This window comes from Pseudonocardia sp. MH-G8 (assembly GCF_002262885.1).
GTDB lineage: Bacteria > Actinomycetota > Actinomycetes > Mycobacteriales > Pseudonocardiaceae > Pseudonocardia.
The window spans coordinates 26,587-48,362 of sequence record NZ_NKYF01000027.1; the positions used below are offsets into that span (position 1 = coordinate 26,587).

At 69.2% G+C, this 21,776-nt stretch carries 20 protein-coding genes; 8 read left to right on the forward strand and 12 right to left on the reverse strand.

The genetic code is table 11. The features are described 5' to 3' along the window. Positions 1 to 30: 30 nt before the first annotated feature. The gene (locus CFP66_RS37420) at positions 31 to 969 is read left to right on the forward strand and encodes an ABC transporter substrate-binding protein (protein ID WP_198961934.1); all 939 of its coding nucleotides are present in this window, start codon (positions 31 to 33) and stop codon (positions 967 to 969) included. A 10-nt stretch (positions 970 to 979) separates the two neighbouring features. Here CFP66_RS37420 and CFP66_RS37425 read toward each other — a convergent pair whose 3' ends face one another. Then, positions 980 to 2,536, reverse strand: a complete 1,557-nt coding sequence (locus CFP66_RS37425) for a UbiD family decarboxylase (RefSeq protein WP_094930100.1) — start codon at positions 2,534 to 2,536, stop codon at positions 980 to 982. A gap of 29 nt (positions 2,537 to 2,565) precedes the next feature. Beyond that, positions 2,566 to 3,921: an MFS transporter gene (locus CFP66_RS37430; RefSeq protein ID WP_094930101.1), complete on the reverse strand. Its 1,356-nt coding sequence runs from the start codon at positions 3,919 to 3,921 to the stop codon at positions 2,566 to 2,568. A 135-nt stretch (positions 3,922 to 4,056) separates the two neighbouring features. On the opposite strand from CFP66_RS37430, the gene CFP66_RS37435 reads away from it, so the two are divergent. Continuing rightward, positions 4,057 to 4,695 (forward strand): UbiX family flavin prenyltransferase, encoded by a 639-nt coding sequence (locus tag CFP66_RS37435; protein WP_233160033.1) that lies wholly within the window; start codon positions 4,057 to 4,059, stop codon positions 4,693 to 4,695. Here CFP66_RS37435 and CFP66_RS37440 read toward each other — a convergent pair. From CFP66_RS37440 to CFP66_RS37480, 9 genes are all read right to left on the reverse strand, one after another. Further along, the gene (locus CFP66_RS37440) at positions 4,692 to 5,591 is read right to left on the reverse strand and encodes a LysR family transcriptional regulator (RefSeq protein WP_158228362.1); all 900 of its coding nucleotides are present in this window, start codon (positions 5,589 to 5,591) and stop codon (positions 4,692 to 4,694) included. The genes CFP66_RS37435 and CFP66_RS37440 overlap by 4 nt on opposite strands. Before the next feature lie 49 nt (positions 5,592 to 5,640). Then, the gene (locus tag CFP66_RS37445) at positions 5,641 to 6,165 is read right to left on the reverse strand and encodes a flavin reductase family protein (RefSeq protein ID WP_233160034.1); all 525 of its coding nucleotides are present in this window, start codon (positions 6,163 to 6,165) and stop codon (positions 5,641 to 5,643) included. Continuing rightward, positions 6,162 to 6,527: a cupin domain-containing protein gene (locus tag CFP66_RS37450; protein WP_094930104.1), complete on the reverse strand. Its 366-nt coding sequence runs from the start codon at positions 6,525 to 6,527 to the stop codon at positions 6,162 to 6,164. The genes CFP66_RS37445 and CFP66_RS37450 overlap by 4 nt, the downstream gene beginning before the upstream one ends. 1 nt (position 6,528) lies before the next feature. Beyond that, the gene (locus tag CFP66_RS37455; protein ID WP_304528785.1) at positions 6,529 to 8,007 is read right to left on the reverse strand and encodes a 4-hydroxyphenylacetate 3-hydroxylase family protein; all 1,479 of its coding nucleotides are present in this window, start codon (positions 8,005 to 8,007) and stop codon (positions 6,529 to 6,531) included. 3 nt (positions 8,008 to 8,010) lie between these two features. Next, positions 8,011 to 8,685: a DUF2848 family protein gene (locus CFP66_RS37460; protein WP_094930106.1), complete on the reverse strand. Its 675-nt coding sequence runs from the start codon at positions 8,683 to 8,685 to the stop codon at positions 8,011 to 8,013. Continuing rightward, positions 8,682 to 9,494: a carbon-nitrogen family hydrolase gene (locus CFP66_RS37465; RefSeq protein WP_094930107.1), complete on the reverse strand. Its 813-nt coding sequence runs from the start codon at positions 9,492 to 9,494 to the stop codon at positions 8,682 to 8,684. The genes CFP66_RS37460 and CFP66_RS37465 overlap by 4 nt, the downstream gene beginning before the upstream one ends. Beyond that, positions 9,491 to 10,837, reverse strand: a complete 1,347-nt coding sequence (locus CFP66_RS37470; protein ID WP_094930108.1) for an MFS transporter — start codon at positions 10,835 to 10,837, stop codon at positions 9,491 to 9,493. Before CFP66_RS37470 ends, CFP66_RS37465 begins: the two co-directional genes overlap by 4 nt. Positions 10,838 to 11,133: 296 nt before the next feature. Further along, entirely contained in the window at positions 11,134 to 11,754 is a 621-nt protein-coding gene (locus CFP66_RS37475) for a GntR family transcriptional regulator (RefSeq protein ID WP_233160035.1), read from the reverse strand. A gap of 177 nt (positions 11,755 to 11,931) precedes the next feature. Beyond that, a complete protein-coding gene (locus CFP66_RS37480) occupies positions 11,932 to 12,456 on the reverse strand; it encodes a flavin reductase family protein (RefSeq protein ID WP_094930110.1) in 525 nt (174 codons plus the stop codon). A gap of 152 nt (positions 12,457 to 12,608) precedes the next feature. Between CFP66_RS37480 and CFP66_RS37485 the strand changes: the two genes are divergently transcribed. From CFP66_RS37485 to CFP66_RS37495, 3 genes are all read left to right on the forward strand, one after another. After that, a complete protein-coding gene (locus tag CFP66_RS37485) occupies positions 12,609 to 13,964 on the forward strand; it encodes an MFS transporter (RefSeq protein WP_094930111.1) in 1,356 nt (451 codons plus the stop codon). Beyond that, positions 13,961 to 15,439: a 4-hydroxyphenylacetate 3-hydroxylase family protein gene (locus CFP66_RS37490; protein ID WP_094930112.1), complete on the forward strand. Its 1,479-nt coding sequence runs from the start codon at positions 13,961 to 13,963 to the stop codon at positions 15,437 to 15,439. The genes CFP66_RS37485 and CFP66_RS37490 overlap by 4 nt, the downstream gene beginning before the upstream one ends. 146 nt (positions 15,440 to 15,585) lie before the next feature. Beyond that, the gene (locus CFP66_RS37495) at positions 15,586 to 16,110 is read left to right on the forward strand and encodes a MarR family winged helix-turn-helix transcriptional regulator (RefSeq protein ID WP_143517502.1); all 525 of its coding nucleotides are present in this window, start codon (positions 15,586 to 15,588) and stop codon (positions 16,108 to 16,110) included. 59 nt (positions 16,111 to 16,169) lie between these two features. Here the strand turns inward: CFP66_RS37495 and CFP66_RS37500 are convergent, their stop codons facing one another. Next, complete coding sequence (locus tag CFP66_RS37500) at positions 16,170 to 16,925, reverse strand: FadR/GntR family transcriptional regulator (RefSeq protein ID WP_094930114.1); 756 nt, start codon at positions 16,923 to 16,925, stop codon at positions 16,170 to 16,172. A 100-nt stretch (positions 16,926 to 17,025) separates the two neighbouring features. Here CFP66_RS37500 and CFP66_RS37505 point away from each other — a divergent pair, with 100 nt between their 5' ends. Genes CFP66_RS37505 through CFP66_RS37515 form a run of 3 tightly spaced genes read left to right on the forward strand, consistent with a single transcriptional unit; the run spans position 17,026 to position 20,134 of the window. Next, positions 17,026 to 17,766, forward strand: coding sequence for a gamma-glutamyl-gamma-aminobutyrate hydrolase family protein (locus tag CFP66_RS37505; RefSeq protein ID WP_094930115.1), 741 nt, complete (start codon positions 17,026 to 17,028; stop codon positions 17,764 to 17,766). After that, positions 17,757 to 18,806, forward strand: a complete 1,050-nt coding sequence (locus CFP66_RS37510; protein WP_094930116.1) for an L-2-amino-thiazoline-4-carboxylic acid hydrolase — start codon at positions 17,757 to 17,759, stop codon at positions 18,804 to 18,806. Before CFP66_RS37505 ends, CFP66_RS37510 begins: the two co-directional genes overlap by 10 nt. Beyond that, a complete protein-coding gene (locus CFP66_RS37515; RefSeq protein WP_094930117.1) occupies positions 18,806 to 20,134 on the forward strand; it encodes an MFS transporter in 1,329 nt (442 codons plus the stop codon). The genes CFP66_RS37510 and CFP66_RS37515 overlap by 1 nt, the downstream gene beginning before the upstream one ends. Positions 20,135 to 21,776 lie beyond the last annotated feature (1,642 nt).

Sequence of the window (21,776 nt, forward strand, 5' to 3'; positions counted from 1 at the left end):
GTCCTGAACCCCCGACACCCCGAGGACCGCATGTTGCGAATCGCCGTACCCGATCTGGTGTCCCCGTCGTACTTCCCCGCCATCGCGGCCGTCGAGCTCGGCCTGGCGCGCGACGAGGGACTGGACGTCCGGCTGGACCTGCTCTATCCCGTCACCGACGCGGCTGAGGCGTTGCGCACGGGGGAGATCGACTTCCTGGCGGGTGCGGCGCACGCGCCGATGCACGCGTTCCCCGGGTGGCGCGGCGCGAAGCTGGTCGCTGCGTTGTCGCAGGGCATGTACTGGTTCCTGGTCATGCGCGCCGACTCCGGCATCGCCCGAGGCGACCTCGGCGCGCTGCACGAGGTGCGGATCGGTGCCGCGCCGGGTCCCGACCTCGGCCTGCGCCAGTTGCTCGTGGCAGCCGGGATCGACACCGAGCGCAGTGGCATCGAGGTCGGGCCCGTCCCGGCCACGGAGGGCGCCGGCACGTCCTTCGGCCTTGCGGCGGCACAAGCGCTCGAGGAGGGGCTGATCGACGGGTTCTGGGCCAACGGGATGGGGGCCGAGCTGGCGGTGCGCCATGGCACCGGCACGCTCGTGCTCGACGCGCGGCGCGGTGACGGCCCGCCGGGTGCCGAGGCGTACACCTTTCCCGCCCTCGCCGTCACCGACGAGACGATCGACCGCCGTCCGGACGCGGTCGCTGCCATGACCCGGGCGATCGTCCGCGCGCAGGAGATCCTGCGTGCCGACCCCGGCCGCGCCACCGAGGTCGGCGAGCGCGTCTTCCCGCCGGGGGAGGCGTCCTTGATCGCCGACCTCGTCCGCCGCGACGCGCCGTACTACGACCCGCGGATCGACGCGGAAACGGCGCGCGCGCTCGTCGACTTCGGTCAGCGCTGCGGGCTCCTCGACGCCCCGGTCGATTACGGCGCGGTCGTGGCCACCGCCTTCAGCGACCTCTGGGACACCTCGCCCCGCGGCTGACCGTGCCGGACTACCTGTCGATCGCGTAGTCGGCCCAGCGCCGATGCACGAGATCGAGGTCGTCCTTCGCCGGCAGCACGGTGGGAGGAAATGTCCGTCCGCCCCAGGCCTCCTGAGGTGCATAGCGGAAGGTGCGCGTCGCGTCGATCAGCGTGCGGTTCCACAGGCCCGCGCCGAGACGGCCGACATCGCGATCTTCCAGCGGCGTGCTGGGGTCGATCGGGGAGCCGAAGCTCCCGGGGAAGGTGACGACGTCGTCGCTCCCCGGCTGCACCCGGTAGGCGATCGCCCAGTCGAGGGCCGAGTAGTCCGACGGGTCGACGTCCTCGTCGACGACGATGACGTACTTGTAGCGGTAGAGCGCGGCGTTGCTGCTCCACAGCGCTGCGGCCACCATCTTCGCGTGGCCTTCGTGGACCTTGTCGATCTGAACCACGATCGTGGTCCCGTTGGTGACGGGATGCACGTAGACCTGGCGGATCCCGGGAACGCGAGCGTTCTCCAGCGTCGCCCACGCGATGCCGGCCCGCTGTACGGAGGACAGGTAGCTGTTCTCACCGGGCGACCCGGGAAGCGATCCCTCCAGGGTCCCGCGGAAGATCGGGTCGTCCCGGTGGGTCACGCAGGAGGCCTCGATGGTGGGCCGCAGCTTCGGTACGTCGCTCACGTACCCGGTGAACTCGCCGAACGGACCCTCCCACTCATAGGTGTCCGGATCCGGGGACACGTGACCCTCGACGACGATCTCGGCAGTCGCCGGCACCTGCAGATCGACGGTCTCGCACTGCACCAGCGGAACCGGGGCGCCCAGGAACCCGCCCATCACGTCGTACTCGGAGACACCCTGGGGGATCGGGCTGCCGGCCAGGATGTCCATCACGGGGTGCCAGCCGTACACGCAGGCGACCGGCATGGGTTCCCCTCGCTCGATCCACTTCGCCCAGTGGCGGCCCCAGCCCTGGCTGGGCACCATCAGGGTGGCGATCTTGTTCCGGCCGACGATCATGCCGCGGTAGACGCCGAGGTTGACCGTCCCGTCGTCCGGATCGCGGGTCACGACCGCGGCGAAGGTGTTGATGTACCGGCCGCCGTCGAGATAGTGCCAGTGGGGGACCGGGAGGTCGTGGAGATCGACGTCCGCTCCACGGACGATGTTGTCGCGGACCGGGCCGGCGTCGACACGGACCGGCTCGATCCGCTTCTCGTTGTGTTCTCGCACGTGCTCGACCAGTGACGTGTACGGCGTCTCGGGATCGAGGCCGAGCAGGATCGCGATTCGGCGGTGGCTGGCGAGCAGGTTCGTGGTGACCTTCCCGCACCGGCTCGACTCATGGTTGTAGTCGGTGATGTTCTCGAACAGGAGGCCGGGCGAGTTCCGTTGCAGCGCGACCCGGCTGACGGCGCCCAGTTCCCTGTTCCAGTGGACTTCGCTGGACACCGCCGACAGCTCGCCATGGGACCTCAGATCGGCGAGCGCCGATCGGAGGTCCGCCGTCGTCGGCGTGCCGTTCGATGAACCCGCCCCATTTGCCAGTGAGGTGGCGGTGTCCGGGCTGGTGTTCGTCATCGCCCATTGCTCCTTCCAGAGACGTGCGCCTATCCGACGGTGGCGTTGGACTCGGGTAGCTGTCGCGTCGGGTTCCTCGGTTTGGTCTCGGGCAGGAGAATTGCGCAGACCACGAAGAGGACCACCCCGACCAGGCTGGCGACCCCCATCCCGACGCCGAGATTCCCGAATGCGAGCACGGCGACCAGGCTCGGTGCGAGCGCGGAGACGCCGCGGCCGAACATGTACGCGGTCGAGGTTGCTGTGGCCCTGATGCGTGTCTCGAAGCTCTCCGGCAGCCACGCCCCCATGAGCGATGCCTGCGCGTTGCCCATGCTCCAGAGGAAGAAGAGCCAGAACAGTGACCACACCCAGATGCTGCCCGGATAGGTGTGCTCGCCGCCGAGGCTGACGACCAGGATGCCGATCGATCCCATGAGCGTGAACACCGCGGGCACCAGGGTGGCGGTCTTCCTGCCGACCTTGTCGCCCCACAGGCCGAAGGCGATCTTGAGCGGTACGACCACCCACACAGCGAACGTGTTGACCTCTTGCCACACCGACGGTCCTTGGTCGTAGGTCTCGACGATGAAGGTCGGCATCCAGGAGGTGACGCTGTAGTAGGAAATCATGTACCCGAGCACCAGCCCGAAGGCGAGCAGCCACCGTCGCGAAGCGCCTGATCTCCGCACTTCCCGGAACACCTGGAGAGCGGTCTCGTCCCTGGCCGGCCGCTCGTTCCTGCTCCGCAGCCAGACCTTGGACTCCGGCATCCAGATCCTGATCACCACGCACAGGACGAGCGGGAGGCAGCCGGTGGCGAGGCTCCACCGCCACCCTTCCGGCCCGCTGGTCGCGATGATCTGGGCTGCCACCACCCCGGCGAGGAGGCTGCCGACCGGGAGGGAGCTCTGAATCACCGACGCTCCGAGGCCGCGGTGGCGCTTCCACGCCTCGTTGAACAACGCCATACCGACACCCCATTCGCCGCCGAGGCCGATACCGGCGACGAGGCGGGTGAGCAGGAGCGTGGTGTAGTTCCAGGAGAAGGCCGACAGGAGCGCACCGACCGAGAACAGCGCGATGCTCCAGGTCAGCGCTTTCTTGCGGCCGTGCGAATCGGCGATGCGCCCGAACAGTGCCCCGCCGATGATGGATGCGACGAGCTGAACAGTGATGATCGTTCCCGCTTGTTGGGCGGAGATTCCCAGGCTCGTCGTGATCGAGGGGAGTGCGAATGTGATGATCAGCAGGTTGTAGCCGTCGGTGACGTAACCCAGGATCGCTGACAGCAGGATGATCCAGCGCTGCCCCGTGCTATACGATTCTGCTGGTTCCGCGCTCGAGGTCATGGGGAGTCTCCAGTCGTCGTCCGGCTTCCTCGCCGAGACCGTGCCCAGGATCATGACAAGCCGATGGACGACGACCAATATCGCTTCGCCTATGACCTCTTCAGCGAACAGATATATGTCCGATCCGCCTGTTCGCCACAATGTGCGCTACGGTGAGGAAGCACAATGAGAGTTCGACCGGAGGGCGCCGTGAGCACACCTAAGCGGCTGATCGTCGGGATTTCCGGCGCTTCAGGTGCAGTCTACGGGATCCGCGCGCTGGAGATTCTTCGCGATGCGGCCGGCGTGGAGACCCACCTGATCGTCAGCAAGTCCGCTCGAGCGACGATCAAGCATGAGACGGACTACTCGATGGACCAGGTGAAGGCCCTGGCCGATGTCGTACACAGTGATAATGATATCGGAGCCGCTGTGTCCTCGGGCAGTTTCCGCACGAATGGGATGCTGATCGCGCCGTGCAGCGTCAAGACATTGTCCGGGGTGGCGAACTCCTACGACGACAACCTCATCGTGCGAGCCGCTGACGTCTGCCTGAAGGAGCGCCGGCCCGTGGTTCTGCTGCTGCGCGAGACACCTCTGCATGCGGGGCACATCCGACTCATGGCGGGCTGCGCGGAGTCGGGCGCCACGGTGATGCCGCCGGTCCCCGCCTTCTACACCCTCCCGAACACGCTGGCCGACGTCGTCGAGCACACCGTGACCCGCGCGCTGGAACGTTTCGACATGGCTCCGGACGGGGCCGTCCGGTGGAGCGGCATGGGGGAGTCGATGGCCGAACTCCCGCTGTCCGGGAACGAGGCCGCCGGCAGCCTGCGCTGCGCGACCTAGTCGGTCGTGCCCGACCACGCTCTCGCGTGGTAGATCAGCAGTTCCCGGAAGGCCTGCGCGGACGGCGTCAGAGGCTCGGAAGCGCGGTGGATCAGGCGCAGCTCCCGGCGCGCGTAGCCGTCGCTGAGCAGGGTCGGAGGATCCAGGTCGCCCGCCGCCAGGCGAGGAACGACGGTGACCCCCATCCCTGCGTGCACCATCCGCCAGAGCATCGACAGCTGCCCGGTCTCGACCGAGACCTTGGGGGTGAACCCGGCCTGGTCGCACATCTCGTTCATCAACGTGCGTAATCCGCCGCCGCTGCGTAGCGCGACGAACTCGTCGTCGGCGAGCTCGAGCAGGTGCACAGCACTCCGGCCGGACAAGGGGTGGCCCGGCGGTAGAAGGGCCACGATCGGCTCGGCCAGCAGCAGGTTCGCTGCCAGGCTGGGCACGCGGCCGGAGGTTCGGACCACGGCCAGGTCGAGCTCGCCGTGGTGGACCCGCCGCTGGAACTCGGCCGACGCGTCGATGTCCTGCTCGGTGGTGGTGATCTCGACGCCGGGATGGGCCTGCCGGTACGCATGGAGGACTTCCGGCAGCAGCCCCGTGCCCACGCTCGGCAGGACTCCGATCGCCACTCGACCGATCCGGACTTCTCTGGCCTGCTGCATCTGGTCCTGCAGAAGTCCGACCTCGGCCAGGATCCGTTCGGCATGCACCAGGAAGAGCTCACCGACGCTGGTGGCGACCGCCCGGCGCCCATGTCGCTCGAACAGGTGCACTCCGAGCTCGTGCTCGAGCTTCTTGATCTGCACCGACAGCGAGGGCTGAGCGATGTACAACTTCTCTGCCGCCTGGGTGAAGCTGCCTTCGTTCGCGATGGTGCAGGCGTAGCGAAGCTGGTGGAGCTGCACGCTGTCCTCCGGTCCACGCAGACCCTGCGGAGCTGGTCCGATCCGACAGTCAGTACCACCAGGGGATCTCGGCGCTGCCGAGGTCGCGGAACTCGCCGAACCGCCCACCGTGGAAGGCCAGCCCGGTACCGGCTCGGTCGCGCAGGCAGTCGACCTCACCGAAGTAGATGCGGTGGTCGCCGATGTCGGCGGTCTGCTCTACCCGGCAGTCGGCGTGGACGAGTGCGTCCTGGATCACCGGGATCCCGCTGTCGGTCAGCTCGTGGTCGACGCCGTCGAAGCGGGCGCCGCCGCGGGTGGCGAAGCGCCGGGCGACGGCTTCCTGCCGCACACCCAGGATCGAGACCGCGAACCGGCCCGCCGCGTCGAGGGCGTTGCTGGTGCGGGTGCCGACGGTCAGCGACACCAGCAGCACGCAGGGGTCGACGCTGATCGACGTCAGCGAGTTGATGGTCATCCCCTGCGGCTCGCCGGACGCGTCGACCGCGGTGACGACGGCGACGCCGGTGGTGAACCGGCCCATGCAGCGGCGCATGGCCGCGGTGTCCGGTGAGGCGAAGGGCGCTGCCTTCACGTGGGCTCCCCGGGCCGCGTGCGGTAGCGCACCTCGAAGGTGAGGGCTCCCTCGGGGCCCGTGGTCCACGGCCCGTGCTCCATGCCCGGCGGGCGGCAGGCGTAGTCGCCCGGCCGGAAGGTCCTCCCCAGGCGCAGATCGGTCATCGTCCCTTCGATGATGTAGACCTCCTCCCAGAAGTCGTGGACCTGCACCCCGTTGGGGCTGGTGTCGGTGCCGGGGGCGAGCCGCAGGATGCGGGTGGCGGTGCCGGCCTCGTCGTCCCGCGCGAGCACGCGCTCGGTCAGCTCCGGGACCACGCCCTCGCACGGGGTGAAGTCGACCTCGGTGACGGGAAAGAACTCGAACTCGGGCTTGGGCATCTCAGGCCTCCTGGTCGGGGGTCTCGACGGTGTAACCGGACAGGAAGGACTCGACGTCGGCCACCGCGGCGTCGTAGCCGAAGTTGCGGAAGGCGTAGACGCCGCGGACCACGAAGGGCGCCCCGGCGTAGAACATCTCGTACTGCTGGTGGCGGCCGGCGAACTCGGAGCCGATGACGTCCCAGGCCAGCTTGAACAGCTTGACCCGCTCCGTCGACTCGACGCCGGGGGACTGGATGTAGTGCCGGACGTCCGGGGAGGTGAGCTCGCTGGTCAGATCGCGGACGCTGGCCGGGAGCTGCAACACGCCGCCGCCGACCAGGTCGCGCAGGATGCCGATCACCCGCGGGTAGGTCTCGGGCTGCAGGCCCATCGCCCCGTACAGCGCCTGCTTGCCCGGCACCATCACACCGGACGGGTCGAGGGTGGCGGTGAGCTCGGCCGCGTCGACCCCTGACTGGACGCCGGCCACCACGCTGGCCAGCTCACCCAGCTTGTCCGCGACGGCCGGGATCTTGTCGGTGCCGTTGACCTGCGTGACGCGGCGGGCGATGCCGGCGATGAAGTTCAGCTTGGTGGCGAAGCGGACCTGGGCCTGCCAGTTGCCGAGCGCGTGCGCGGGGGTGCCGAAGAACTGGTCCCGCACGACCGAGAGGTTGCGGTTGGCGAACACCCGCTCCCACGGGACGACGACGTCGTCGAGGACGACGAGCGCGTCCGGCTCGTCGTAGCGGCTGGTCAGCGGGTAGTCGAACGCGCTGGTGGCCGCGGGCGCGTAGGGGCGCCGGCAGTAGAGCTTGAGGCCCTCGGCGTTGACCGGGAGCACCACGGAGATCGCGAAGTCCTCGTCGTCGGGACCGAGGGGTTTGATGCAGGTGATCAGGACCTCGTCGGCGACCGCGGCACCGGTCGCCAGCATCTGCGAGCCGCGCAGGACGATGCCCTCGTCGGTCTGGTCGACCACGCCGGCCTGCAGGAAGTCCTCGCCCCAGCCCGACGCCGTCGCCGCGCGGGAGACCTGCGGCGGGATGATCGCGTAGGAGACGAACAGGTCCTCGCGCAGCAGCCGCTGGTGGTAGGCCGTGACGTTCTCGCCGAAGGCCCGGTCGTCGGTGTCGAACAGCTCCGGGCGCGCGGCGAAGCCGGCGAGGAAGGCGCCGACGTGGTCCGGGCTGCGGCCCACCCACCCGTGGGTGTGGCTCGCCCACCTCTGGATCGCGGCGCGCCGGGCCGCCAGGTCGGCCGCACTGCGCGGGATGCCGAAGACCCGGTTCGCCGTCTCGCCGGTCTCGGGGGCGACGTACTGCATCCCCTGGGACGGGTCGGCGGCGATGTCGTAAAGCTCGGCGATCACCGTGGCCACGGGGGCGAAGGCCGGGTGTGTCGTGACGTCGTCGACGCGCTCACCGTCGAGCAGCACGGTGCGCCCGTCCTGCAGCGAGGAGAGGTACTCCTTGCCGGTACGCATGCCAGCGTGCATCGATCAGACCTTCCTGGCCTCGTAGGTGTGGGAGAGGGTGTCTCCGCCGGGCAGCGACAGGTGCAGCTCCCAGACCGTCCCCGCGACGAACGCGCCCGTGATCAGCGGGACGGTACCGGCGAAGCAGACCAGGTCGCGGCCTTCGTCGGCGCCCCGCTCCCGGAGCAGGTTCAGGATCTCGTCGGGCCGGCGCAACCCCTCCAGACGCCCGTCCTGGTAGGGCTCGCCGTCGACGTGGGAGGACATGCGGATGACGTCCCAGTCGAACGCCGTCCAGTCGGACACCGGGACGACCTGGGCGGCCACCGGCTTGGGGCAGGCGCGCTTGGAGTCGCCGATGTCCGTGGTCTCCATGTCCCGGTCGGTGTGGTCGGAACCGATGCCGAGGTACCAGGAGCCGCTGCAGCGCACCAGGACGGGTTCGGCCTCGCCCGAGGTGTTGTTGGCGAGCACCTCGACGGTTTGCGCGGTGGTCACGGAGGCGGAAGCGATGTCGTAGAACATCGGGACCTGCGCAGGCTCGGGCACGCCGATCGCCGCGAGTTCCTCGATGTGGTGGCGGACGGCGTTCTCGTCGCGGCCGGTGTAGCCGGCCACGACGGCCTGGTACTCGTCCAGGTGCAACGTCTGCCCCGTGCCGAGTACCTCGAGCGTGAGGGCTGCGTCGGCGCTGGTCATGCAATCACCTCGGAAGTGCGCAGGGTGCGGTAGTCGTCCAGGCGGTCGGCGAGGACGGGGAACTCCGCCCGCGTCGCCGCGACCCGGGCCGGGTCGATGTCGACGATGAGGACCTCTTCGGAGTCCCCGGCCTCGGCCACCACCTCGCCCCAGGGGTCGATCACGCGGCTGTGGCCGCCGAGCTCCACACCGTTCTGCCGGCCGCAGCTGTTGCACGCGATGACGAAGGTCTGTGTGTCGAGCGCGCGGGCGGTGGTCAGCAGCTGCCAGTGGCCCAACCGCGCGGCCGGCCACGCGGCGGGAACGAGCACGAGTTCGGCACCGGCCTCGACCAGCTCGTTCCACAGCCCGGGGAAGCGCAGGTCGTAGCAGGTCGTGGAGCTCACCCGCCCGTGCGGTGTCACGGCCGAGCTCACCCGGTCGCCGGGGCTGAGCAGTTCGACCTCCCGGGAGGCGTAGCCGAAGACGTGGACCTTGCTCGTCGTCATCGCGACCTCGCCGGCCGGGTCCAGCAACACGGTGGTGTTGCGCAGCGAGCCGTCCGGCCGCTGCTCGACGATGCTGCCGGCCTGCACCCACGTCGACGTCGCCCTCGCGACCTCGGCGCACAGCTGGACCGTCGGTCCGTCGACGGTCTCGGCCTGCGCGGTGTAGTCGTCGAAGTGGTGGAAGCCGACGGCCCACAGCTCGGGCAGCACCACGAGATCGAGATCCGCGGGCAGCCCGTCGAGGACACCGCGCACGCGGTTGCGCCGCGCGGACGGGCTCTCCTCGCTCGGACTGGCGATCTGGACGAGGGCGATTCTCATTCTTCTCCTGGGTCGGATCGGACTCGGTGGACGGCGGCCAGGTCGGTGTTCTGGGTCTCCTTCGCCAGCAGCGTCGCCACCAGCGAGATCAACCCCATGACGGCGAGGTAGACGGCCACGGCGAACCCGGTCCCGAAGGCCTTGTAGAGGGCGAGCGCGATGATCGGCGCGAGGCCGCCGGCGAGCACGGAGGCGAGGTTGTACGCCAGGGACACACCCGAGTAGCGCACCTCGGTCGGGAACAGCTCGGCGAAGAACGCGCCGATCACGCCGCTGTACGCCGCGAAGATCAGCAGGCCGCCCGCGACCGCCACGATGATCGAGATGCTCTGTCCGGTCTCCAGCAGTGCGAAGAACGCGAACGCCCAGACGATGGTGGCCGCTGAAGCGCCGATGTAGATCGGGCGCCTGCCCACCCGGTCGGCCCACGTGGCGAACAGCGGGATCGCGACGACCGCCAACGCCTGGCCGATCATGACGGCCACCAGCACGGTCGAGCTGCTCATGCCGAGCGCCTCGGTGACGAATGTGATCACGAACAGCGAGTAGATGTAGAAGCCGGCGTTCTCACCGAAGCGGGTCAGCGCGGCGAGCAGGATCTGCCGCCAGTGGTGCCGGACCGCGGCGGCGAGTGGCATCGCGCGCTTCGCCGTCTCCTCCCGCCGCGCCTGCGCCGCCTGGAACATCGGGGTCTCGGCGACGTAGAGCCGCAACCAGAGCCCGATGACGACCAGCAGCGCGGACAGGGCGAACGCGATCCGCCAGCCCCACGAGAGGAACGCGTCCGGGCTCAACACCGTGCCGAGCACCGCCAGGACCCCGGCCGCGAGCAGGTTGCCCAGCGGCGGGCCGACGTTCGGCCACGCCGACCAGAACGCCCGCCGCTCGGATCCCCCGTGCTCGGCGACGAGGAGTACGGCACCACCCCACTCGCCGCCCAGGGCGAACCCCTGGACGAGCCTCAGGACCACCAGCGCGATCGGCGCGGCGATACCGATCGTCGCGTACGACGGCAGCACTGCGATCAGGAAGGTCGAGCCACCCATCAACAGCAGACTCGCGATCAGCGTCGCACGGCGCCCCAGGACGTCGCCGTAGTGACCGAACACCGCCGCGCCCAGTGGGCGCGCCACGAATCCGACCGCGTACGTCGCGAACGCCAGCAGCGTTCCGACCAGCGGATCCTCCGCCGGGAAGAACAGCTTGTTGAAGACCAGCGCCGCCGCGGTGCCGTAGAGGAAGAAGTCGTACCACTCGACGGCAGTGCCGGCCAGACTCGACCCCGCCACCATCGGCAAGCTCTTGCTCCCAGCGTGTTCGGCCCGCTGTGCTGCAGATGGCATCTCGACTCTCCTCGTCAAGCGCGCGCGACGCGGCACCGACCGACGGCTGCTGACCGACTTGCTGGGCCCGGCGGCCGCCTGCCGCCTGCTTCACCCCGCCCGTAACGCAGAAAGTAGACTAACTGTATGCACGGTGTCTACCGGAGTCGCCACGTGCCTGGCCCCACGAGCTGTCGGGCCGCGGCGTGGGTGGGTGGGGCGAACGCGTGGCGGAACGGAGGTATCGCCGGGATGGCGCGGTGGTCGGCGACGGTCAGGCCGGCCGCGCCACCGGGGTACGGAAAGGGCCCGGCGGGTCAGGCCTGGAGAAGCACCTGCATGGTGCGTCCGAGATGGGCGTCGATCGCGGCCAGGGCCGCCGCCTCGTCATGACCGGCGAGCGCGCTGACGATCTCGCCGTGCTCCTCGCAGACCGCGAGCTGCCGGTCGGTGGCACGGAACAGAGCGGTCACTCCCAGCCGGCGCTGCCGCACCCGCAGGCCTGCGTAACTGCGTGCCAACATCACATTGTCGGCGGCATCGACCAGTGCCTGGTGGAAGACCACATCGCGTTCGATGAACTTGGCCGCGGACTCGGCGCTGCCGACATCACCGGTCGTGGCCAACGCCTTCTGCTCCTCCAGCAGTTCTCGCATGACGTGGACCGGCACCGTGTCGCTCGCGATCGTGCGCGTCGCCGCATGACGTTCGAAGAGGCCCCGGAGTTCCATCAGCTCACGGACCTGACGGCCCGAGAGCGGGGGGATGTAGGCGCCGCGGCCGGGGAGCATCTCCACGAGGCCGTCGGCGACGAGCAGCAGCAGCGCCTCCCGCACTGGCGTCCGCGATACACCGATCTGCTTGGCCAGCTCCACCTCGTTGAGGAAGGTGCCCTGCAGCTTCGGATCCGCCAGGACGGTCTCGCGCAGGAAGTGCATGGCGCGATCACGACCAGACTGCTGCATACGGCTTGTATACCACGTCGGAGCGCGGAGGCTCTGCTGCCTCCAGTTTAGGACTGGGCACGCCGCGTCGCGGACGGCCTCCATGGCGACTCTCGCCTTGCCGGTGGGTGGCGTGCCGGAGCGCAGGATCGTCGGCGACGCGCCGGGGCCTCAGCCCGACAGGGCGACATCGTGTCCCGCGCTGCCGAGGCGGTGGTAGCGGCCTCGGTAGAACACGAGCGGGGAGGTCGGAGCGGCGGTGCAGGCGAGCACGCGGCCGACGACGATCACATGGTCTCCGCCGGGGTGGACCGCGTCGACCTCACATTCGATACGGCCGCCTGAGCCGGGAAGAGCGGGAAGTCCGGAGTCGGTGCGGTCGACGGCGAGGCCTTCGAAGTGGTCCTGTCCGAGGCGGGAGAACCGGTCCGAGAGGGGGGTCTGCCCGCGGGTCAGCAGATTGATCACGAACGCTCCGCGGCGGGTCACGGCCTCGGCGGTGCGGGATCCTTCCTCGAGGCAGGCCAGCAGCATGGGTGGGGCGACCGACAGGGATGTCAGCGAGTTGATCGTCATGCCCTGTGGGGCGCCTTCGACCTCCGTCGTGATGACGGCGACGCCCGTGGCGAAGACGCCCATGACGGTGCGGAAGGTGTGCTGGTCGGGAACGGCGGACGCGGGCGGGGCGACGGTCATCGAAAGGTCTCCTCACGGCGAATCGTCGGATTCGACGTCTGGCACGGTAGCCGTGCGGTTTCGCGCACTCAAGTACTTGACCCAAGTCTCATAGTTTGTCACTGTCCTCGCCAGCACGGCCCCCCGATTCGTCCACTCGTACGGGAGACCCAGTGACCTCCACCGCTCCGACACCTCGTGACGCCGCGACGGCCGCCGGCGACGACGCTCAGCGCGCCCCCTGGCGGGTCGCCTTCTCCGGCTTCGTCGGGACGGCAATCGAGTACTACGACTTCTTCATCTTCGGCACGGCCGCCGCACTCGTGTTCGGCAAGGTGTTCTTCTCCTCGCTCGACCCGGTCGCAGGCGTGCTGGCGTCTTTCGCGACATTCGCGGTCGCGTTCGTCGCGCGCCCCGTCGGCGGGGTCATCTTCGGTCACTTCGGCGACCGGATCGGCCGCAAGACCATGCTGGTGGCCTCGCTGCTGACGATGGGTGTGGCCACGGTCGCGGTCGGCCTGCTGCCGGGCTACGACACGATCGGCATCGCCGCACCGATCCTGCTCGTGGCGCTGCGGTTCCTGCAGGGCGTGGGGCTCGGCGGCGAGTTCGGCGGCGCCATGCTGATGGTCGCCGAGCACGCCCCGCCGCGGCGGCGTGGCTTCTTCGCCGCGATGGCCCAGTTGGGGCCGCCGGTCGGTCTCGCGCTCTCCGCCCTGACGTTCCTGATGATCAGCGTCGGGATGAGCGCCGCGGAGTTCGAGGCCTGGGGTTGGCGGATCGCGTTCCTGGCCAGCGCGCTGCTGGTCGTCGTCGGGATCTGGGTGCGGCTCAACGTGAGCGAGAGCCCGATCTTCGCCGAGGTGACCCGCAAGCAGGCCCAGGTCAAGGTGCCGTTCGTCGAGCTGATCCGACACCATTGGGCACGGCTGTTGCTGGCCGCGGGCCCGTCACTGCTGTCCTCGCTGCTGTACTTCCTGATCACGACCTACTCGCTGTCCTACGGCACCACGGTGCTCGGGTTGCCGCAGCAGACGATGCTGCTGGTCGTCGTGGCGGTGGTCGTCGTCAACGCGATCGTCACCCTGCCGCTCGGGGCACTGTCGGACCGGATCGGACGCCGCCGTTCCGTGTTCTGGGGCATCCTCGCGTCCGCGGCCTGGGCGGTCCCGATGTTCTTGCTGGTCCGCACCGGTGAACCGATGGTGATCACGGTCGCCTTCTCGATCGGGATCGTGTTCTACACGATGATCTTCGCCCCGCTCGGCGCGTACCTGCCCGAACTGTTCGACACCCGCGTCCGCTACACGGGAACCTCGGTCTCCTTCAACATCGGCGCGATGCTCGGCGGGGCCCTCGCCCCCACGATCGCGACCTCGTTGGGTGCCGCGACCGGCAACGCCTGGTGGGTCCTTCCCAGCTACGTGCTCGTCGTCGCCGTGCTCGCCCTGGCGTGCGTGCTTCACCTCCCCGAGACCAGGGCGAGCGCCCTGACCGGCTCGGACACCCCACGAAAGGACTCGGCATGACCCGCTCCGGCAAGGAATATCTCGCTCGGTTGAGTGACGGCAGGCGGGTGATGGTGAACGGCGAGGTCGTCTCCGACGTCGCGGCCCACCCCGCCTTCGCAGGCGCAGCCGAGTCCATCGCCCGGCACTACGACCACGCCCACGCGGCCGAGAACCGCGACGTGATGACCTTCCCCTCGCCGACCACGGGCGAGCCCGTCAACCGGTCCTTCGAGGTGCCGCGCACAGCGGAGGACATCGCCACCCGCTCGCGTGCGCTGCGCCGCAGCGCCGAGCTCTCCGTCGGGCTGCTCGGGCGCAACCCGGACCACGTCGCCTCGTTCTTCGCGGGCTGGGCAGGCCGCGCCGATGTCTTCGCCCGCGGCGGTGACCGGTTCGCCGAGAACATCGTGCGCTTCCACGCCATGCTCCGCGACGAGGACCTCTACGCGGTCTACGCGATCGTCCCGCCGCAGATCGACCGGTCGAAGCCCGCACACCAGCAAGCTGATCCGCACCTCTACGCCGGCGTGACCCGCGAGGTGGACGGCGGGATCCACGTCTCCGGCGCGCAGATGCTCGCCACCGGCGGAGCGCTCGCCGACTACATCCTGCTCAGCAACATCGCCCCCCAGCGGCCGGGCGACGAGGACCAGGCGATCAGCGTCGCGGTTGCCGTCGGGGCACCCGGCCTGAAGATCTACTCACGCCGGCCGTACGCCACCGCGGCCACCAGCGTCTTCGACTACCCGTTGACCACCCGGTTCGACGAGACCGACGCCCTCGTCGTGTTCGACGACGTCTTCGTGCCCTGGGAGCAGGTGTTCGTCTACCGCGATCGTGAAATCTGCGCCGCCCAGTGGACCGAGACCCCGGCCCACGTCCTGGGCAACCACCAGGCCCAGGTGCGGCTCTCGACCAAGATGGACTTCGCCGTCGGACTCGCGCACAAGATCGCAGAGTCCACCGGCAACCTCGCCGCACCGCCGGTCCGTGGCGCGCTCGGGGAGCTTGCCGCGCATGCGGGCGTGGTGTCCGGTCTGCTCGCCGCGCAGGAGCGCAACTGCGAGATCGACGACGAGGGCATCGCGTGGCCGGGCCGCGAGGAGTGCTTCGCCGTCATGACCCTGCAGTCGGAGCTGTACCCGAAGGTGATGCACATGCTGCGTGACCTCTGCGGCGGCGGGCTCATCCAGCTCCCATCGGCGGCAGCCGACTTCGCCCATCCCGAGATGGCGGCGGACCTGGAGCGCTACATCGGCGGGCCGGGCGAGACCGCGGTCGAACGCGTCAAGCTGCTGAAACTGGCGTGGGATCTGGTCGGCTCGGAGTTCGCCGGACGCCACCACCAGTACGAGATGTTCTACGTCGGGGCACCTTTCGTGGTGCGCCAGCGGATGTACGGCGTGTACGACTTCGACCGGCGTCGCGAGCTCGTCGACCGCGTCCTGGCTGGATACGACCTCGACACCGCGCTGCCGGGTGCTGCGCGGTGATCGGGCTGCGGGCCGCCACACCCTGACGGATCAGCCCGGGCGCCGCGCTCGCCCCTGCGCCACCCGACCTGACCAGGAGCGGATGGGACACTGAGGTGAGGCACGTGGGTGAGCAGAAGGCGAGACAACTGGTGGCGGACAACCTCATGGATCTGCTGGCCGAGTGGGCGTCGGCGGAGGAGGACGCGCGGTCGGAGAAGTTCAACGGATACGTCCACGGCATTGCCCAGGCCCGCTACATCGTCCGCAAGGTGTGGCGTTTCGTCGACGAGGAGGCGCGCAAGGTAGGCCTCGAGCCCCTGCAGCACCAGGCCTTGCTGCAGGCGTTCGGGGCAGGCCCAGCGCCTCTCACCATCGGAAAGCTCGCCGAACGGCTCGACATCGTCCCTGCCCTCGCCTCTCGTACCGTCAAAGAACTCGCGCAGCTGGGCCTCGTCACTCGCACCCGGCGTCCGGACGACAAGCGCGTGATCACCGTCATAGTGACGGAACCCGGGCGGGACCTGCTGCGCGCGATCGATGCTGCCGTCCACGTCCACGTCGAGTACTTCCACTCCACCCTGACCGACGAGCAGCGCCGCGCAGCGCTCGTCATCCTCACCTTCTACGCCGGCCTCGGGTCGCGCTCTCGGCTGAGTGCGATCATGACCGCCGACATGTCCAACTCGTAGGAAGGTCGCCGACGCAACCGCTGCTCCGCGTTGTGCGTCGCCGTAGACCGCCAGGTCTCTCACCGCGCAGAATTGACGGCTGGGCCCGACGCGTCCACACCGCCCAGGTGCAGGCCGATGAGCCAATCGCGGGTGGCCTCGACGTGGGCGAGTACGCACTCACGCGCGGCGTCCTCCCGGCCCTGCTGGATGCTTCGCACGATCGGCGCGTGACCGCGACCCGACGTGACGCGGACGAGCTCGGCACCCGGCACGGGCGCGATCAGCGTCGACAGCTCCTCCTGCAGTTGCATCTCGGCCGCCACCAGCCGACGCGACCGCGAGACCTCCGCGATGAGGACGTGGAACCGCGCGTCACAGGTGCGGTACCGCGTCGGGTGGGCCGTGACCTCCTGTGCGACGTGGTCGTGCGTCCACAACGCGTCGACGTCCGCGGTGGTGGCCCGCTGCGCGGCGAGTGCTGCCGCTTCGCCGGACACGGCACGACGCCAGTCGGTGAGTTCGTTGAGCCGGTCGAGATCCCACGGCTCGGCGGCGCTGCGGAGCTGCTCGATCGCGGTGTCCTTGACGAACGATCCGCCGCCGCGGCCGCGGCGCGTCTCGAGGTAGCCCTCCTGGCGAAGCGCCGCGAGGGCATGTCGCACGCTCATCGGCGCAACGCGCAGCCGCCGCGCCAGCTCGGCCTCCGCCGGCAGCCGGTCGCCGGGCAACAGCACGCCTGCCCCGATGGCCTCACCGAGACGACGGACGATCTGCTCTACGGCGCCGTTCGCGGCGACAGGGGCGAACAGGACGTCCTCCACCTTGAATTCCATTACCTCTAGACCTTAGAGTTCAAGCGTGCCCGCCTCCACCCAGCGTGCTCAGCATATCCATGCCGGGCGCGGGTCTCAGCGCCCTCGAGTGACGGTCGCGATGCCGATCCGACCCATCCGGCCCGGTGAGGACATCGTGGCCGACCTCGTGTGGGATCTCGCCGTGCTCGCCGACCGCGCGGTCGTCGACGCAGGCGGCGACACCGACTCCGTGAACCCCACGCAGACGGTCGCCGCCGCGACCGCACTGCTGCGGCGTGGCGACGGGTTGCTACTCGTCGGCGGGGGAGACGTCGACCCCCACCTGTACGGCGGGCCACCCGACCACCCGTCCATCAGCCACGTCGACGCCGACCGCGATGCGTTCGAGATCGCGCTCATCGAGGCGGCGCTCGCCGCGCGGATTCCCGTGCTGGCGCTGTGCCGCGGCATGCAGGTGCTCAACGTCGCGCTCGGCGGCACCCTCGTCCAGCAGGTGCGCGACGACGTCATGCGCCACCACGGTCCCGACCCCGCCGTCCTGATGCTGGCCCACCCGGTCCGGGCCGAAGAAGACTCGAGCCTGGCCGCCGTGATCGGCACCGGCAAGGCCACCGTGTGGTCCGGGCACCACCAAGGCGTCGACCGGCTCGGCGCCGAACTGCGGGTGACGGCGTCCGCACCGGACGGCCTGGTCGAGGCGGTCGAACACCGCGACGCCCCGGCTGTCGCCGTCCAGTGGCACCCCGAGTACGGCCACGCGCCCGGTCGGATGCCCGACCCGCTGTTCACCGATCTCGTCGACCGCGCCCGCCGTCACTGCGTCGAGCGGGCGGGAAGGAGCACACAGGCATGGCTCTGATCGCGCAGCGAGAACCCGACGCCGACACGTCCGTCCGGGCGATCGAGCATCTCCTCGAGATAGAGGCGCACCAGTTCCACCACATCGCCACGGCCTTTGAGCAGGAGGTCGGGGTCGCCGACGCGCACCCGGTCCTCGCCTCGGCACTCCGCGAGTACGGCGCATGGCGCGGACAACGCATCGCCACCCGCCACGACCGTGCGGACCTGCCACGCACCCTCGTCAACCTCGTCGCCGGCTGGGGCTCGGGAGACCTGCATGGCGCGCTCGAGCTCGGCTGGGGACGCGGACGTGGTGACGACACCGGCGTCGAGATCACGCTCGCCGGCACGCCGGACGTCCTCCACCTCGCCGACGCCGCCCGTCGTGACCTGGCCCTGCTGTGGTGGGACAACGTCGTGCGCGGCGCGACCGAGGCCTATCTCGGCGACGCCGCCCGCGTCGCGGCCACCGACACCGGCGAGGCGATCGTGGTGACGATTCGCCTCGACGACGGCCGTCCCGACACCTCCGCGACGCTCACCTCGCACGTGTTCACCGATGCGGGCACCGCGCAGCGCGTGGTGCGCCAGACCGTCGACAACCGGGCGGCGCAGGTCGTCCTGCTCGGGCGCGCGTTGATCGCCGCCTTCGACGCGAGCGGGGAGCACGCGTTGCGGGTCGGGATCCAGCGGTTCGGCGCCGAGCGCGGCGAGAGGCTGCGCCAGCGGCACCGGGCGCAAGGCCTCGAGCCCCACCTGAAGCACATGATCGATGACTTCGACTACGGCGGCGAGTCGGTGTGGCTGTTCCGCCCCGGCGGCGAGCTCACCCCACAGCGGTGGTACCAGGACTGCACGTTCTGCCCGTTCGCCGTCGTCTGGCGCGAGCTGGACGCCCTCGACCTCGGCTATCTCTACGACCTCGAGTTCCACGTGGCTCAGTTCAAGGCCTACCACCCCGGCATCCGGGTCCGGTGGGACAGGCTCCAGACCCGCGGGGACGCCGTCTGCGAGTTCCGGTTCGACCTGCCCGACGCCCCGAAGGAACGGACCGCGTGATGACCGTTCCGACCGACGCGCAGAGCAGGGCGACCAGGCGCAGGGTGCTGATCGCCGGCAACTGCGGCAACTTCGTGGAGTGGTTCGACTTCGCGATCTACGGCTATCTCGCGCCGGTCCTGGCGGGCCTGTTCTTCCCCGCCGGCGACCGGACGACCCAGCTGCTCTCGGTCTTCGCGGTCTTCGCCGTGTCGTTCGCCGCCCGACCGATCGGCGCCATGGTGTTCGGTCCGCTCGGCGACCGGATCGGCCGACGCCGTACGCTCGCGATAGTCGTGCTCCTCATGTCGGGCGCGACGTGCGCGATCGGCCTGCTGCCCACCTACGACAGCATCGGGGTGGCGGCACCGCTGCTGCTCGTGCTGTGCCGGATCGCCCAGGGCTTCTCGGCCGGGGGAGAATACGCAGGCGCGTCGATCTTCCTCGTCGAGCACGCGCCCGCTCATCGGCGCGGCTTCTATGCGAGCTTCATCCCGGCGAGCTCATATGCCGCGTTCCTCGTCGCCGTCGCGCTGGTCACCGGCCTCACCGTCGCGCTCCCGGAGACGGCCATGCAGAGCTGGGGTTGGCGGGTGCCGTTCCTGCTCGCGGGATTGTTCGGAGTGGTCGCCCTGTTCATCAGGAGCCGAGTCGAGGACACCCCGGCGTTCAAGGCCATCGAGGCTACGAAGACGGTGGCACGCCGACCTCTGCGCGACACGCTGAGGACTCAGTGGAAGCCCCTGCTCGTCATCTTCGGCATCGTCGTCACCGACTCGGTGTACTATTACATGATCTGGACGTATATGCCGACCTACCTCTCCGAGGAAGTCGGCATGGAGTATTCGGACGCGCTGCTGGCCAACTCGCTCGCACTCACCGTGCTCCTGGTCGTCGTGCCGCTCGCAGGCGTCCTCTCCGACCGCATCGGGCGCAAGCCGATGCTGTTGGGGGCGTTCCTGGGCTTTGCGGTGCTCACCGTGCCCGCGTTTTGGGTCGCCGGGCTCGGTCAGATCGGGCTCGCGATTGTGGGGCAGCTCATCTTCCTGGTGCCCGCGTTCCTGCTCGACACCCCGATGTCGGCGGCGCTCGCGGAGTCGTTCCCTGCCGAGGTCCGGTACAGCTCGGGTGCGCTCGCGTACAACATCGGCTACATCGTCGGCGGTGCGGCACCGTTTGTCTCGACACTGCTCATCGCTTCCACAGGAAATGTGCTCGCGCCCGCCTTTTACATCGTCGCGCTTGCCGTCGGTTCGTTCTTCGTCGTCGCGTTCGGCTTCACCGAGACCTACCGGCGCCGGCTGAGCCCGGCGGATCCGGAGCCGGCCACTGACGGTCCTGCAGGTTGACGGCCGCCCGGGGGCAGCTACGGATGCCGATCGCACCGGGTCCAGGCGGTGTTCTGACGGATGGGGGAGCCGCACTACCCTGCTGGCGGCCGACACGCTTCAGTCCGCCCCTCGGGTTGCCAGTGTGCTCGCTGGTAGTCCGAATGTCGATCCCGGGCTCATCGCACCGTGAGCGGCACGATCTGAATGGCATGGCGACATGCTCAGCGGGGCGGTGGTACGATCTTCGCGTAGCTTTCTTGGGAACGGCGCAATCGACTCAAGTTCGATCGGGCACAAGGGGTGATCCCATGGAGCGAAAGATCGGTGAGGCACCTAGGGTTTCAGGTCGGCTCAGATCATGATCGCGCTCCTCGGTGCAGCGCTACTCGTTCTGGGTTCCTGGTACGTTGTGCACAATTACCTGCTAAATGGTGTGAATCTTGTTGTCGTCGGGCTCCTGATATTCCTGTTACTTTCGCTAGCCAACCGTGGTCTTCGCTGAGCGGATCACACCGCCGCCGACGCGAATGTTTCAGAGCGGTCCACCCGCAGGTGGGGCGCGAACGGCTGACAGATGGTTGCAGGTGCTCGGTGTCGACCGCTGATAGAGAACCGCGGGATCGAGCCGATCGCGAAGACGCTGGTGCTGATCAGCGGAGGCCGCGAGAGGACGGCGCTGCTCGCCGACCACATCAACATCAACGCGGCGGGAGACCGTCCGACCGGTGATCCCCGTGCTGCACGGTCGGTTGCATGGGGCCACCGGATCGACGGAGCGCGGGTTGGGCAACCTGCGCACCCGCCGGCGTGAGAACGGGGGATGCCCTCGGTGCGATGCTCGAGCAGCCTGAACGGGATAGGCCCCGGTTCGTGCGCAGCGACGAGGTGCAGCGCTGCGACGAGGTACAGCGCGATTGCCGTTCTGTGCGAATTGGGACAGCTCATCGGCGACGGCGCCGACCGGCGCCTGCCGGGCCTGCAGGCTCTTGCCGACGCGGACGCGCGCCGGGGCAGCACATTCCTGCCCACCCTGCGCACCTACCTATCAGGGGCCCTGGCGTTTCTGGATCTTCGCCGGTTTTGGCCTGATCCGGGCAGATGTCAAACACAGCGAAGGTGTCGTCGTGGTTGCGAAGGCGCTGCGGGCGTGGGCGGTGTTGGCGCGTGCCGCGAGGCGGAACGTGTTGATCGCCAGGTTCCGCAAGTTGGCTATGACACGAGGCGTGTTGCCGGTTCTGACCCGGGAATGTCCTCTCCGAAGCTGCATCGGGGGCCAGTGGAGCTGGACCTCCACGTTCCGGTGCTGGCGTTGGTAGTAGTTGAGGCGCTCGGGCCCGGCGAGCGTGGCGGGGAGACTGGTTACTGTAGATGACCTCCTCGGAGGTCCAGGGGCCGTCGAGTTCGCCGACATCGCGATGGTGGCGGAACGCTTGCCAGGCCCCGGGGAACAGGAACTCGCCTACCTCGGCGGTGCGGATCGGGCGACGTTCACGGCGGCCGTGCCCGCGGTCATCGGTGACCGCGCTGGTGGGTTCCCAGTCGGAAACCGGGACCGCTCAGGGCCCGCGCCGCGGTGGTCCGGGCGAGGGGCTGGTTCCCCTTCAGCCGCCGGGCGAGATCAGCCAGCTGGCTCAACGACGAAACACAACCACAATATCGT